The sequence below is a fragment of the Paenibacillus sp. J31R30 genome (genome assembly GCF_059692115.1).
The window spans coordinates 228,220-241,976 of record NZ_JCAUAV010000006.1 but is presented as its reverse complement, the minus strand read 5'-3'; the positions used below and the strand labels follow the sequence as shown (position 1 = coordinate 241,976).

At 46.0% G+C, this 13,757-nt stretch carries 12 protein-coding genes, 1 tRNA gene and 1 riboswitch; of the genes, 10 read left to right on the top strand and 3 right to left on the bottom strand.

What is annotated here, in order from left to right:
- Nucleotides 1–76 precede the first annotated feature (76 nt).
- On the top strand, nucleotides 77–835 hold the full coding sequence (gene rph / locus AC58QO_RS21555) for a ribonuclease PH (RefSeq protein WP_497269081.1): 759 nt from the start codon (nucleotides 77–79) through the stop codon (nucleotides 833–835).
- Nucleotides 819–1,466: an XTP/dITP diphosphatase gene (locus AC58QO_RS21550; RefSeq protein WP_497269079.1), complete on the top strand. Its 648-nt coding sequence runs from the start codon at nucleotides 819–821 to the stop codon at nucleotides 1,464–1,466. The genes rph and AC58QO_RS21550 overlap by 17 nt, the downstream gene beginning before the upstream one ends.
- 71 nt (nucleotides 1,467–1,537) lie before the next feature.
- Here the strand turns inward: AC58QO_RS21550 and asnB are convergent, their stop codons facing one another.
- Nucleotides 1,538–3,382, bottom strand: a complete 1,845-nt coding sequence (gene asnB / locus AC58QO_RS21545; protein ID WP_497269077.1) for an asparagine synthase (glutamine-hydrolyzing) — start codon at nucleotides 3,380–3,382, stop codon at nucleotides 1,538–1,540.
- A gap of 190 nt (nucleotides 3,383–3,572) precedes the next feature.
- Between asnB and AC58QO_RS21540 the strand changes: the two genes are divergently transcribed.
- Nucleotides 3,573–3,686, top strand: a complete 114-nt coding sequence (locus tag AC58QO_RS21540; protein WP_082595252.1) for a DUF4023 family protein — start codon at nucleotides 3,573–3,575, stop codon at nucleotides 3,684–3,686.
- Nucleotides 3,687–3,906: 220 nt separating this feature from the next.
- On the top strand, nucleotides 3,907–4,038 hold the full coding sequence (locus tag AC58QO_RS21535; protein WP_497248594.1) for a hypothetical protein: 132 nt from the start codon (nucleotides 3,907–3,909) through the stop codon (nucleotides 4,036–4,038).
- A 55-nt stretch (nucleotides 4,039–4,093) separates the two neighbouring features.
- On the opposite strand, the gene metE is transcribed toward AC58QO_RS21535, so the two are convergent.
- Together metE and AC58QO_RS21525 are read right to left on the bottom strand one after the other, a co-directional pair.
- Nucleotides 4,094–6,394 (bottom strand): 5-methyltetrahydropteroyltriglutamate--homocysteine S-methyltransferase, encoded by a 2,301-nt coding sequence (metE, locus tag AC58QO_RS21530; RefSeq protein ID WP_497269075.1) that lies wholly within the window; start codon nucleotides 6,392–6,394, stop codon nucleotides 4,094–4,096.
- Nucleotides 6,395–6,545: 151 nt separating this feature from the next.
- A riboswitch (cobalamin riboswitch) is annotated at nucleotides 6,546–6,745 on the bottom strand.
- Between the two features lie 168 nt (nucleotides 6,746–6,913).
- Nucleotides 6,914–6,987 (bottom strand) — tRNA-Arg (locus AC58QO_RS21525).
- 165 nt (nucleotides 6,988–7,152) lie between these two features.
- Here AC58QO_RS21525 and AC58QO_RS21520 point away from each other — a divergent pair.
- The 6 genes from AC58QO_RS21520 (at nucleotide 7,153) to AC58QO_RS21495 (ending at nucleotide 13,757) form a co-directional block, all read left to right on the top strand.
- Nucleotides 7,153–8,064 carry a hypothetical protein gene (locus tag AC58QO_RS21520; protein WP_497269073.1) on the top strand — a complete coding sequence of 304 codons (912 nt, stop codon included), beginning with the start codon at nucleotides 7,153–7,155 and terminating at the stop codon, nucleotides 8,062–8,064.
- A 110-nt stretch (nucleotides 8,065–8,174) separates the two neighbouring features.
- Nucleotides 8,175–9,476 carry a trigger factor gene (gene tig / locus AC58QO_RS21515; protein ID WP_497269071.1) on the top strand — a complete coding sequence of 434 codons (1,302 nt, stop codon included), beginning with the start codon at nucleotides 8,175–8,177 and terminating at the stop codon, nucleotides 9,474–9,476.
- 195 nt (nucleotides 9,477–9,671) lie between these two features.
- On the top strand, nucleotides 9,672–10,262 hold the full coding sequence (gene clpP, locus AC58QO_RS21510; RefSeq protein ID WP_068665411.1) for an ATP-dependent Clp endopeptidase proteolytic subunit ClpP: 591 nt from the start codon (nucleotides 9,672–9,674) through the stop codon (nucleotides 10,260–10,262).
- Between the two features lie 12 nt (nucleotides 10,263–10,274).
- The gene (gene clpX, locus AC58QO_RS21505; protein WP_497269069.1) at nucleotides 10,275–11,543 is read left to right on the top strand and encodes an ATP-dependent protease ATP-binding subunit ClpX; all 1,269 of its coding nucleotides are present in this window, start codon (nucleotides 10,275–10,277) and stop codon (nucleotides 11,541–11,543) included.
- Nucleotides 11,544–11,640: 97 nt separating this feature from the next.
- Complete coding sequence (ispG, locus tag AC58QO_RS21500; protein ID WP_497269068.1) at nucleotides 11,641–12,741, top strand: flavodoxin-dependent (E)-4-hydroxy-3-methylbut-2-enyl-diphosphate synthase; 1,101 nt, start codon at nucleotides 11,641–11,643, stop codon at nucleotides 12,739–12,741.
- A 212-nt stretch (nucleotides 12,742–12,953) separates the two neighbouring features.
- Complete coding sequence (locus tag AC58QO_RS21495; RefSeq protein ID WP_497269066.1) at nucleotides 12,954–13,757, top strand: divergent polysaccharide deacetylase family protein; 804 nt, start codon at nucleotides 12,954–12,956, stop codon at nucleotides 13,755–13,757.

Below are 13,757 nucleotides of genomic sequence, written 5' to 3'. Positions count from 1 at the left end.
TTTCCTTAACTAGTTTGATACAATGGGGCGTAAGGATTAGCGCATGAGATGTAGCTACAGGAGGAGAAAGACATTTATGAGAATTGGTGGAAGAACGGATCAAGAACTGCGACCTATGCAAATAACCCCTCATTATATAAAACACGCTGAAGGCTCGGTCCTCATTGAAGTCGGGGATACGAAAGTCATTTGTACAGCTACGATAGAAGAGCGAGTTCCCCCGTTTATGAAAGGGCAAGGGAAAGGCTGGGTAACGGCAGAATATTCGATGCTGCCGCGAGCTACGCAAGTAAGAAATCAACGTGAAGCGGCAAAAGGCAAGCTCGGTGGACGGACGATGGAAATCCAACGTCTCATTGGACGAGCACTTCGTTCCGTTGTTAATTTGGAAGCACTAGGCGAAAGATCCATAACGCTAGACTGCGATGTTATTCAAGCGGATGGCGGCACGCGCACAGCGTCCATTACGGGAGCATTCGTAGCTATGGCTTTTGCGATTAATAAGCTTGCCACTGATAAGAACCTAGCTAAGTTTCCGATCAACGACTTCCTTGCTGCTGTCAGCGTAGGGGTCATTGGAGATACGCCGAAGTTGGATCTGAATTATGAAGAAGATTCTAAAGCAAAGGTTGATATGAACGTCGTTATGACGGGTCAAGGTCAATTCGTTGAAGTCCAAGGTACGGGTGAGGATGCACCTTTTTCCCGTAAAGAGCTTGATGAATTACTAGCACTCGCAGAAGCGGGTATTAACACGATGATTGAAGTGCAGTCGGGTGTGCTAGGACCGATTGCCGATCGTATTCGAGGTGCTCAGCATGCGGCTACAAAGTAATTTTGTCGTCATTGCAACACGTAACGAGGGCAAGGTGAAAGAGTTTGCGAAGCTTTTCGGAGCCAAAGGCTATAAAGTTCGCAGCTTGGCGGATTATACAGATTTACCGGAAATCATTGAGAGTGGCTCTACCTTTGCTGAAAATGCTAGGATCAAAGCCCAGATTATCTCTGCACATCTCCATGTACCAGTTCTAGCGGACGATTCTGGCTTATGTGTAACAGCATTAGGCGGTGAACCTGGTGTGTATTCAGCACGCTACGCGGGAGAAAATGCAACAGATGCTGACAACAATGCGAGGCTGCTCCAAGCTTTAAAAGAGCTGAAGGAGCGAAGTGAGTTGACGGCTGGGGAAGGCCATCCTCCATTGCTGAGCGAGGCTTCCTTCGTTTGTGCGCTCACTTTGATTGACCCTGTGGCGAATGAAATCATCGAAGCAGAGGATGTCTGCCAAGGCTACATCATTCATGAGGAGCGTGGCGAGAGTGGCTTTGGCTATGATCCCTTGTTCTATATTCCATCGCTTGGCCGGACGATGGCTGAGCTGAGCATGGAAGAGAAGAATGAAATGAGTCACCGCGCCAAAGCCTTGCGCATGTTTCTAGATCAACTTCCTGATCAAAACAGCTAAGATACACAGAAAGACCTGCAACCACGTGAATGCGTGGCGGCAGGCCTTTTTTATTTTTTCTTCCATGTCATCTATCGAATAGATATTTTATAAGTTCTTAACCAAGTATCCACTTGAGCCAAGTAAGCGAATAGCTGAGGCCCTGTCATTAACTGCCCAAACCAAGGGAGGTCGAAATCGTTCGACTCCGAGCTGGCGAGTGCGCGAATCTTTTTGACATCGATGAAAGGTAAAAGAGGAGACGACGGATCATCGAGAATTTCCAGCACCCATTTTCGCACGGCGGTTAAATAGTTCGGGTTATGCGTTTTCGGATAAGGACTTTTCTTCCTTGTCAGCACATCTTCAGGCAATACACCTCGTAAGGCTTGACGCAAAATCCCTTTTTCCCGATCGCCGGATGTTTTGATTTCCCATGGAATGTTCCACACATATTCAACGAGTCGGTGATCACAGAACGGGACGCGGACCTCGAGGCCGACGGCCATGCTCATGCGATCTTTACGATCAAGCAACGTAGGCATGAAACGCGTAATGTTCAAATAAGACATTTCCCGCATGCGATTCTGCTGCTTCGTTTCCCCAGCTAACCGCGGTACCTCGCTCAAAGCTTGCTGGTATCGATTACTGACATACTCGACAGGCTTAATCCAATCGACGAAGTCAGGCGCCAGCAAGTCAACTCGATTCGCCAGTTTGAGTGACCAGGGGAACGTATTCGCTTCAAGTGCTTCTGTATTGTGGAACCAAGGGTAGCCACCGAATATTTCGTCGGCCGCTTCACCTGAGATAGCAACTGTCGCACCCTTTTTAATTTCTCGGCAAAATAAATAAAGGGACCCATCGACATCGGCCATCCCTGGTGTATCGCGCGCTATCACAGCTGTCTTCAGAGATTCCACAAGCTCAGGTGTGTCAAACTCGATGTAATGATGCTCCGTGCCGAGGTGATCGGTCATCCGCTTGATCCAAGGGGCATCCGAGTTCGGTTGGAACAGGTTGGCTTTAAAATGCTTATCATTATCCTTGTAATCGACTGAAAAGGTATGAAGCGGTCCTTGCCCGCTTTCTTTGTAATGAGCCGCAGCGAGCGCCGTGAGTGCGCTAGAATCCAATCCGCCGGACAGCAATGTACAGATGGGAACATCTGAAACCAGTTGACGTTCAGCGGTATCGCGAAGCAACTGCCCAACCTGCGCGGCTGTAGCAGGGATATCATCGGGATGCGTGTGGCTTTCGAGCTTCCAGTACGTTCGAATGGATAATCCATTGCGATCAAAAATGGCAAATTGACCTGGCTTCAGCTCTGACATATTTCGATAAATCCCATGTCCTGGCGTGCGAGCCGGTCCCACTGCGAATATTTCAGCAAAGCCTTCAGCACCAACCTCTGCTTTGAAGTCAGGGTGAGCTAGAATCGCTTTTGGTTCAGAGCCGAATAACAATACACTATCCTGATGGGAATAAAAAAGTGGCTTAACACCGAGTCTATCCCGCACTAAGGTCAGGGACTGCTCTTGGTCATTCCAAGCGGCGAAGGCAAAAATGCCGTTCAAGCGGTCAATACATGCTTTTCCCCACTCGATAAAAGCCACAAGCAGCACTTCGGTATCGCACGTCGTGCGGAAGTGGTGACCGCGGAGCTCGAGCTCCTTTTTTAACTCTGGGGCATTATAGAGTTCGCCATTATATACGATGGTATACGTATAGTCGCCTTGTTTACGGACCATAGGCTGAGCGCCATTCTCAGGATCCATAACACTTAGACGTCGATGTCCGAGGGCACAATGCTGTGAAATCCAGGTACCTGAAGCATCTGGTCCACGCAGTTGGAGCGTTTCCGTCATATTTTCTAGAATGGACGGGTACCCGGTCAAGTCTTTCCGCCAATCTATCCAACCCGTTATTCCGCACATAGACGTTCCTTCCTTTCTTTTGAAGAGAGCATAATGATAAAGGGTATGCAAATGAAAGGTATTAAATGTCTGTCCAGAATCCGGTGGAGCAAGCAGGGCGTGCTTTTTGTAGAGATTGGTTGATTAAATTACGGGCTGCTGTGACATTCTAAAGGGGTAATGCCATTCTTTCTTCAGGAGGCGAGTGCTCATGGATAGTCATTTCATTAGCAAGCTGCATGAGAAGCAGAGGAAAGCCGAGAAGAACAAAAGGACACAAGGTGACGGTCATACAGGCAAAAACTTGCCTCATAAGATGCACTAACGTCGTTTGGCATGAGCAAGAGCCTGCAGGGAGTAATCCCTTCAGGCTCTTTGTTATACAGGCTCGGAAAGCGAGCTACTGTCAGCGATCGCCGAGAAATAGGCTCAAAGTCCTAGCTTAACCCCGCGTCATCTTTACTCCTAGAATATCCAGCATATTCAGCACGGAACTTCCCATACTAATGTAGCGTTCATTCTATGAGTAGAAGGAGTTGCTTATCATGGGTAAGAAAAAAGGTATGGATCAGAAAACGCAAAGCACCATCGACCACTCGAAGCAATCATCTCGTATTCAATCGAATCTGGATTCCACGGAACCAGGTCACCACCAGCCGAACAGGCCATCTGTGTAAGCGGATGATCTTCAAAACACCCTTGCTTGCAACAGCAGGGGTGTTTTTCTTTATATTAGGAAGATATCAATTCACTGCGGCTTTCTCTAAAGAGCTTGGCAGCCTCGACCATCACGCGTAGCGCAGCAATGGTCTCTTCTTTACCTCGTGTTTTCAAGCCACAGTCCGGATTAATCCAGAACAACTCTGGCTCTAACACCTGAAGAGCACGTTCAATCATTTCTACCATTTCTGTTACTGAGGGTACGCGCGGACTGTGAATGTCATAAACCCCAAGCCCGATTCCTTGGTCATACGTATGCTCCTCGAAGCTGTGGATCAGCTCACCATGACTTCGTGAGGTTTCGATCGAGATGACGTCGGCGTCTAGCGCGCGAATGGCATCAATAATGTCATGAAACTCGCAATAGCACATATGCGTATGAATTTGCGTCTCATCGCTTACGGTTGCCGTCGACAATCGGAAGGCGAGTACAGCCCAGTTCAGATAAGCTTGCCAATCACTTTTCTTTAATGGCAGACCTTCTCGCAGAGCGGGCTCATCCACTTGAATCATCTCAATGCCTGCTTGCTCCAGCGCTTCTACTTCGTGCTGCAGGGCCAATGCGATTTGGTAGGCAACCTGCTCGCGTGAAATATCGCTGCGTACGAAGGACCAGTTCAGAATCGTAATGGGTCCTGTTAGCATGCCTTTGACTGGCTTTGTAGTGAGTGATTGGGCAAATTTCGTTTCTTTGACCGTCATCTCTTGCACGAATTCCACATCGCCGAAAATAACAGGAGGTTTCACACAGCGTGAACCGTAGGATTGAACCCAGCCGTTGGAGGTAAATGCAAAGCCATCCAACTTTTCACCGAAAAACTCGACCATATCCGTACGCTCAAATTCCCCGTGTACAAGCACATCAAGTCCAAGCTCATCTTGGAGTTTAATCCACTCTGTAATCTGCTGTTGAATGAACGATTCATATTGCTCGGGCGTCCATTCGCCGCTGCGCCAATTTTTACGAGCATTCCGGACTTCAGCTGTTTGCGGAAAGGAGCCAATCGTTGTAGTCGGCAGGAAGGGTAGTTGCCATTTCGCTGCCTGAAGGCTTCTGCGCGTTGTGAAGCTGCTGTTTCTAGTGGAGCGTTGTTGACCGATATTTGCAATCGCTTGCTGGACGACAGCCTTATTTCGGTAGGAGGAGGCATTGAGCCTTGCAATGGCCGTTTGATTTATATCTAATTCCAATTGAATGAAATCTTGGCTGTGTTGAATGGCTTTTGTCAAGATAGAAAGCTCTGTCAGCTTTTCTTCAGCGAATGCTAGCGCATCCCGCAATACAGGCTCTAGTTTACTTTCTTTACGAGTTGAAACAGGAACATGCAGAAGGCTAGACGATGGCTGCAGCAGCATACGCTCATAGGGAACGATAGCTTCAAGCTGGGCAAGGAAAGCAAGCTGATTGCTCAAATCCGTCTGCCAAATATTGCGTCCATCCACAATGCCTACGCCAAGTACTTTATCCGTGGGGAAGCCATGTGTTTGAAGATTGCTCAAGTTCAACTCATACCCATGAATGAAATCTAATCCGATACCATGGACGGGAAGGGAAATAAGTTCCTCGTAATGATCGACAGCGTCAAAATACGTTTGCACCATCATTTTAAGTGTCGGAGCAGCTGCCGCAAGCGTACTGTAGATGTGTTTTACACGTCTAATATCTGCTGGACTCAGGGATTGCACGAGAATAGGCTCATCCAGCTGTACCCATTCCACACCTTCCTCCGTCAACTCTGTCAAAATACGTGAATAAAGCGGTAGAAATAACTCGATTAGCCCATCGATTTCTTCAGTTTTATAACCCTTAGCCAGCTTAAGAAAGGTAAATAGGCCAAGAACAACAGGCTTGCCGTTAATGCCTAGCTTTTGTTTAGCCTCTCTGTATGCCTCAAGCGGTTTGTTGATTGTGAGCGCTGGCCGTGCATCCTGTAACTCAGGAACGATGTAATGATAATTGGTGTTGAACCATTTGGTCATTTCACAAGCGGTTGCACCTTGACTGCCGCGAGCCATCGCATAGTAAGTGGCAAGTGGAACTTCGCCGCCTTCATACGGGAAGCGCTTTGGAACTAGTCCGAACATGGTGGACGTGTCCAGCACGTGATCGTACAGGCTGAAATCGCCTACAGGGATAAGGTCGATGCCTTTCTGCTGCTGCAGGCTTAGGTTCTGAAGTCGAATGTCCTCGATTTGCTTTGTAAAATCATGCTCATCCAGTTTGTCGGCCCAGAAGGCCTCCAGCGCTTTCTTCCACTCGCGGTTCTCGCCAATTCTTGGGTATCCTAAATTGCTATTGATCAGTGCACACATGGGATCATCCTCCTCAAATTTTGCTTCAAACGAATCACGGAAAATCAAAAAAAGGGCATCTCCAACCTTAATAAAAAAGGTTAAAGATACCCTGTGTATGTGTATACAGTGTTTACTATCTCTAACACCTCCCTATCTCCCGTAGGTAAAAACAGTGCTGTCAGAATTAGGCAGGTCTCCTGGCTCCAGAATCCTCGTCAAACGCTAGCCTTCCCGATCTTTCGATCAGTGGCACCTTAAGCGTCGACTCCTCTGTTACAGTGGCGGGACCGCGTCGGTATTACACCGAACTTCCCTTTTAAGCTCTCGTTTATTAGGCTAAACAAGAGCACCTATTCCCACAATATGCAATTGTTGAATACTATACATGAAATCTTTAAGTATGCAAAGAGTTTTGTTTTACATCGGCAGCTTCTCCATTTTTCAAAATTCTTCATTGAAAAATAAAGAGTTTAATTGGATCTGCCTGCGAAAAACAAAAAAGACCGCGATTTCTCGCGGCCTTTCCTTTTACATCTACGTCCCAGGAGGGATTCGAACCCCCGACCGCACGCTTAGAAGGCGTGTGCTCTATCCAGCTGAGCTACTGAGACATACCTCACTTCTTACCGCCTGGACATGATCCGTTTGGCGAAGCAAGAGTTATAATATCATATCGATTTATAAGAAGTCAACACTTCTTTTCATATTTATTTTTGCAATCATTTGGGTGATAGAGTAAACTGTCACAAGCGAGACCACGAACTGAGGTGATCCCTATGTCTGACCCTACGGCTAATAATGTCATTCTTTTTCCTAAAACAGAGAAGTACTACGAAGATGAGCTGACGAGGCTGTTGCGCTCCGAGCAATATAAAGAAGCACTCGAGATGCTTACATTCCTCCTGCAGTTTCCCAATGTCGAGTCGAGTAAATCCGAGCAATGGGAAGCTCTGCGCCACTGGCTGCTAACCATGTTTCCGGAAACGATGTTTCCAGCTACAGAGACAGAGGAAGAGGATTCGGAGGAAGAATCCGCCTTATTGCGACAGTACATTCATGATAAAGCAGCCTCGGATGATGGAGCATTCATACGCAAACTTCAAACCATGCTTCATGAGGGTACTTTAGAAGAACAAGTTAGTGCCTTGGAGCAGCTTGCTTATATCGATCAGTCCGAAGTGAGCCAATTCGTGAGGTCCTGGCTTTGCGAAAGGCCCAGACATCCTCATCTGCAATTCAAAGCCCTTCAGACGCTTAAACAAATGGGAGAGCATGGATTCATTGAGTTTCCCAAGCATGGTAAAACGGTTCTCGTCGAAATCGAGGAGACACCTCTGGCAGCGGAGGATTTTCCATTGCGAATTCGTGATATGATTCGCAGAGTCGGGGACATTAGTGAAATAAGCCAGCCTGACTTTGTCTACTTTGCAACTCAGACTTGGCAGGAGTTTCTTGCCTATGCGTATGGCACATCGATTTACACAGAGCTGCTTAGGACAGAAGAAAGTGCAGTAGACGTGTGGGCATCCGCGCTGCATGCGATTTTGCAGGATAAATTATTTGGTACGGTGGATCGAGAAGAGTTGCTAGAAACCTACGGAATAGTGGATGCCATGACGCTGCAATGGAAGCGGGCGCATAACGTGCTTAGCGCATTTGTGAAGCAATTTAGCCCAGATCCTAGCTAAGATCAAAGCTGGCTTGAAATGAAAATGTTATATGGTATAATAGAATGGTTATAATGAGCTTAACGTGAAAAATATATGTCATGGTACATTTTTGGAGGGGAAGGCATAAAATGAAAGCAAGTTGGGAAAAAATAGAGAAGAACGTTGGCGTTCTTGAAGTTGAAGTTGGGGCAGAACGTGTAGCAGATGCTTTGGATAAAGCATTTAAGAAGGTATCAGCGAAAGTGAATGTTCCAGGATTCCGTAAAGGGAAAGTGCCTCGTTCAATCTTTGAAGCTAAATTCGGTGTTGAAAGCTTGTATCAAGATGCACTAGATATCATTTTGCCAGAAGTTTACGTAGAAGCGATTGAAGAGGTTAAAATCGAGCCTGTTGATCGTCCTGAAGTAGATGTTGAGCAATTCGGTAAAGGTCAAGTCTTGAAATTCAAAGCTAAAGTAACAGTTAAGCCTGAAGTAGCGCTTGGCGATTACAAAGGTATCGAAGTAGAAGCGGTTAACGCTACTGTTTCTGAGCAAGAATTGAATGATGAGCTTGCACGTTTGCAACAACGTCATGCTGAATTGGTTGTTCTTGAAGAAGGACAAGCTGCTAACGGCGATGTCGTTATCATTGATTTCGAAGGATTCGTTGATGAAGTAGCATTCGAAGGCGGTAAAGCGGAGAAGTATTCCCTTGAGCTTGGATCTAACTCCTTCATCCCAGGCTTTGAAGAGCAACTAGTAGGTCTTGGTAAAGGCGAAGAGAAAGAAGTTAACGTTAACTTCCCTGAAAACTACCATTCCGAAGATTTGAAAGGCAAAGCGGCTGTGTTTAAAGTGAAACTTCACGATATCAAACGCAAAAACCTGCCTGAGCTTGATGATGAGTTCGCAAAAGACGTAAGTGAGTTCGATACACTTGTTGAGTACAAAGAAGAGCTTCAAAAACGTATGCAAGAGCGTAAAGAGAAAGATTCCGAAGCTGCACTTGAAACTGCAGTTGTTGAGAAAGCTGCTGCTAACGCAGAAGTTGAAATTCCAGGTTCGATGGTTGAAGCTGAGCTTGATATCATGGTGAAAGAATTCGAAAGACGTCTTCGCTCCCAAGGCATGACGCTTGAGATCTACTACCAGTTCTCCGGTCAAAACGAGAGCGCGTTGAAAGAACAAATGAAAGAAGATGCTGAGAAGCGTGTTCGTAACAACCTTGTTCTTGAAGCTATTGCAGCTGCAGAAAAAATCACAGTTTCCGATGAAGAAGTTGACGCGGAACTTGAGAAATATGCACCGTCCTACCAAAAATCAACAGCTGAGCTTCGTGAGCTGTTTGCTTCCAACGGATCTCTTGAAGGTCTTAGCAACGATCTAGTTATCAGAAAAACGGTTGATTTCTTGCTTCAAAATAGCAAGCATGTTTCCGCAGCCGTGTAAATAAGGTAAGTAAAGGCACGTACGCAAGCAACGTGCCTTTCTTTTACCCTAATTCACGTCCAAACTCCATAGTACATACGTATTACCGCTTACATAGCTGATTTCAGAAAAATGACATTGTTGACCAATCGTGTTAAACTGTAAATGAATCTCAAGTGAGAGAACATGGCGCTTGCCGCAAAAGGAGTTGGTACAATGAGTCTTATTCCTATGGTTGTAGAACAAGAGGCTCGTGGGGAGCGTTCCTACGATATCTACTCGCGTTTACTTAAGGACCGCATAATCTTCATCGGGACCGCTATTGATGACGATGTGGCTAATTTGGTCATTGCCCAGCTGCTCTTTTTATCCGCCCAGGACCCTGAAAAAGATATTCACTTATATATCAACTCACCTGGTGGGTCTGTTACGGCTGGAATGGGTATCTTCGATACCATGCAGTTTATTAAACCGGATGTATCTACGATTTGTGTAGGTATGGCCGCAAGTATGGGGTCTTTGCTGTTGACAGCAGGAGCCAAAGGTAAGCGATACGCGCTGCCAAATGCAGAAGTAATGATTCACCAACCGCTCGGCGGTGTTAGAGGTCAAGCAACCGATATCAAAATCCATGCGGATTGGATTATCAAGACCAAGCATAAACTCAACCAGATTTACGTGGACCGAACGGGACAGCCGCTTGAAAAGATCGAAAGAGACACCGACCGAGATAACTTTATGAGCGCTGAAGAAGCGAAGGCATACGGGTTAATCGACGAGGTTATCACTCGAAACGACTTGAAATAAAGGAGTGATCCCATGTTTAAATTTAACGATGAAAAAGGCCAACTCAAATGTTCCTTTTGTGGAAAATCCCAGGACCAAGTTCGTAAACTTGTTGCCGGACCGGGAGTTTACATTTGTGATGAATGTATAGAGCTTTGTACGGAGATTGTGGAAGAAGAACTAGGGCATGAAGAAGAGCTAGATCTGAAGGATGTTCCGAAACCAAAAGAAATTCGCAACATTTTGGATCAATACGTCATTGGTCAAGAACAAGCGAAGAAATCCTTGGCTGTTGCGGTGTATAACCACTACAAACGGATCAATTCCCAGAATAAACTTGAAGATGTTGAACTACAAAAAAGTAATATCGTCCTTTTAGGACCAACAGGTAGTGGTAAAACACTTCTTGCGCAAACCCTTGCGAAAATTTTGAATGTGCCTTTTGCAATTGCGGACGCAACTTCCTTAACAGAAGCTGGTTACGTGGGTGAAGATGTCGAAAACATCTTGCTCAAACTCATCCAAGCTGCTGATTATGATGTTGAAAAAGCAGAGCGCGGCATCATCTATATTGATGAGATTGATAAAGTTGCACGTAAATCCGAGAACCCATCCATTACACGTGATGTTTCCGGAGAAGGTGTACAACAAGCTCTTCTCAAAATTCTTGAAGGCACAGTAGCTTCCGTACCTCCACAAGGTGGACGTAAGCATCCGCATCAAGAATTCATTCAAATCGACACGACGAATATTCTCTTTATTTGTGGTGGAGCTTTTGACGGATTAGAGCAAATTATCAAACGCAGAATCGGTAAAAAAGTGATTGGCTTTAGCACAGATGGCGCGAAAGTTGATTTGAAACCAGGTGAATACCTATCCATGGTCCTTCCTGAGGATCTATTGAGATTCGGATTGATTCCGGAGTTCGTGGGTCGTTTACCGGTTATTTCAACACTAGAGCCGCTTGATGAAGCAGCGCTTGTGCGTATTCTTTCCGAGCCTAAGAATGCGCTCGTGAAGCAATACCAGAAGATGCTCGAGATGGATAACGTTTCGCTTGAATTTGATGCAGAAGCACTCGATGCGATTGCCAAAGAAGCGATTAAACGGAATACCGGTGCTCGTGGTCTGAGAGCCATCATTGAAAGCATTATGCTTGATGTGATGTTTGAAGTTCCTTCGAGAACGGATGTATCTTCTTGTGTCGTTTCCAAAGAAACGGTACAAAACAAGATCACACCTGTTTTGACAACCAAAGAAGGCGCACAGCCTACTGGTAAGAAAAAAGAAGAAAGTGCGTAACGCACAATTTCATATATGAACACACAGCCTCCAATCCAATTTCCATTTCTGGGAATTGGAGCGGAGGATGTTTGGTGTCATGGGGAGAGAAACCAAAATGTTCCATAGAAGAGATACCAGAGCCGTTCGGGTAGGCGATTTAACGATCGGTGGCAGTAACGAAGTGATCATGCAAAGTATGTGCACAACGAAAACGGCTGACGTTAAAGCGACAGTCGCGGAAATTCTTCGTTTAGAAGAAGCGGGATGCCAGCTTGTGCGTGTGACCGTTAACAATAAAGAAGCTGCTGAGGCCATCAAGGAAATCAAGAAGCAAATTCATATTCCGCTGGTCTCTGACATTCACTTCGATCATCGTTTGGCGCTTGCCGCGATTGAGAATGGGATTGACAAAGTGCGTATTAATCCAGGCAATATCGGTCGCCGTGAGAAGGTCGAGGCGGTCGTTAAGGCATGTAAAGAACGCGGGATCCCGATTCGTATTGGTGTTAACGCAGGCTCCCTTGAGAATCACCTTCTTGAAAAGTATGGGTACCCAACGCCTGAAGCTATGGTAGAAAGCGCGTTATTCCATATCAACATTTTGGAAGAGCTCGATTTCCATGATATCATCGTATCCCTGAAGGCTTCTGATGTCCCTATGGCTATAGCTGCGTATTCACAGGCTGCGAAGGCGTTTAACTATCCGCTTCATCTAGGGATTACAGAAGCTGGTACGCTCTTCACGGGAGCTGTGAAAAGCGCTGCAGGGATTGGAACGCTGCTTAATATGGGCATTGGTAACACGCTTCGTATCTCGCTCAGTGCAGACCCTGTGGAAGAGATCAAAGTCGCAAGAGAGCTGTTGAAGACATTTGGTTTAATTACGAACGCCGCAACGCTGGTTTCCTGTCCGACTTGTGGTCGCTTGGATATTGATTTGTTCTCGATCGCTAATGAAGTAGAGGACTATATTGCGAAAATTAAAGTGCCGATCAAGGTATCCGTTTTGGGCTGTGCTGTGAATGGACCTGGTGAAGCCAGAGAAGCGGATATTGGTATCGCAGGAGCCCGCGGAGAAGGTATGTTGTTCCGTTATGGAGAGATGATTCGAAAAGTACCTGAGGCTGAACTGCTTTCGGAGTTGAAGAAGGAAATTGATATTATTGTGGCTTCCTATGAACAGACCGGGGTCATCCCTGGGCGCAAGCAGCACTAAGTAAATATAATAAATACAAACCGTTAAAGAGCTCAGCTGCCTGAGGTCTTTAACGGTTTTTTTGTATGCCGATGCCTCTACGCATATTTGACGAGGAAGAGAAGCATAATGAGTAAAACTGGAAAGCATGCTCAAATGCAGCAGGACTTTCTTATCGATAGCTGATGCTTACGAAGCCAGTTTTCTGACGAAAACTTAAGGAGGAGTAGAGGTTGAAATTGTTTCCTACGTTTGCACGATGTAGACAGGTGGCTCTTACCCTTATAACAGGATCCATTTTGATCATTAATCCAGGGTATACAGGAGCTGAGCCAAGTTTAAACCCGCAGCAACCTACGGGAGCCGTGACGAAGAAAGTAGCGATTGTCATAGATGACTTTGGCAATAATATGGAAGGTACAGCCGAAATGCTGAAGCTGCCTATTCCCTTCACAGTGGCTGTAATGCCTTTCCTGCCCTCAACGAAGCAGGATGCGCAGTTAGCACATGACAGAGGACTTGAGGTCATCCTACACCTGCCGATGGAGCCTGTGAGAGGAAAGAAAAGTTGGCTGGGTCCTGGTGCAATTACTACCGATTTGTCCAGCGAAGAAATTCATAAACGCATGGTAGCTGCGATCGACGATGTTCCCTATGCCATTGGCATTAATAATCATATGGGCTCCAAGGCGACCGCGGATGAAAGGGTGATGAAGATTCTCATTGAGATTTGCAAAGAACGAAATCTGATATTGCTGGACAGTCGAACAACACCGAAGAGTTTAATTGGCAAAATTGCAGATTCACGTGGCGTACCGCATGCGGACAATCAGCTATTTTTCGATGATTTGTATACCTACAGCCATATTAATAAACAAATGGTTAAGCTGAAGAAATTAATTCATGACAAGGACGAAGTGATCGCCATTGGACATGTGGGTCCTCCAGGAAAGAAGACGGCCCATGTGATTAGTGAGGCAATTCCTAGTATTCAAAAGGAAGCTACCTTTGTCCCCATTTCACAAATGGTCAAATAG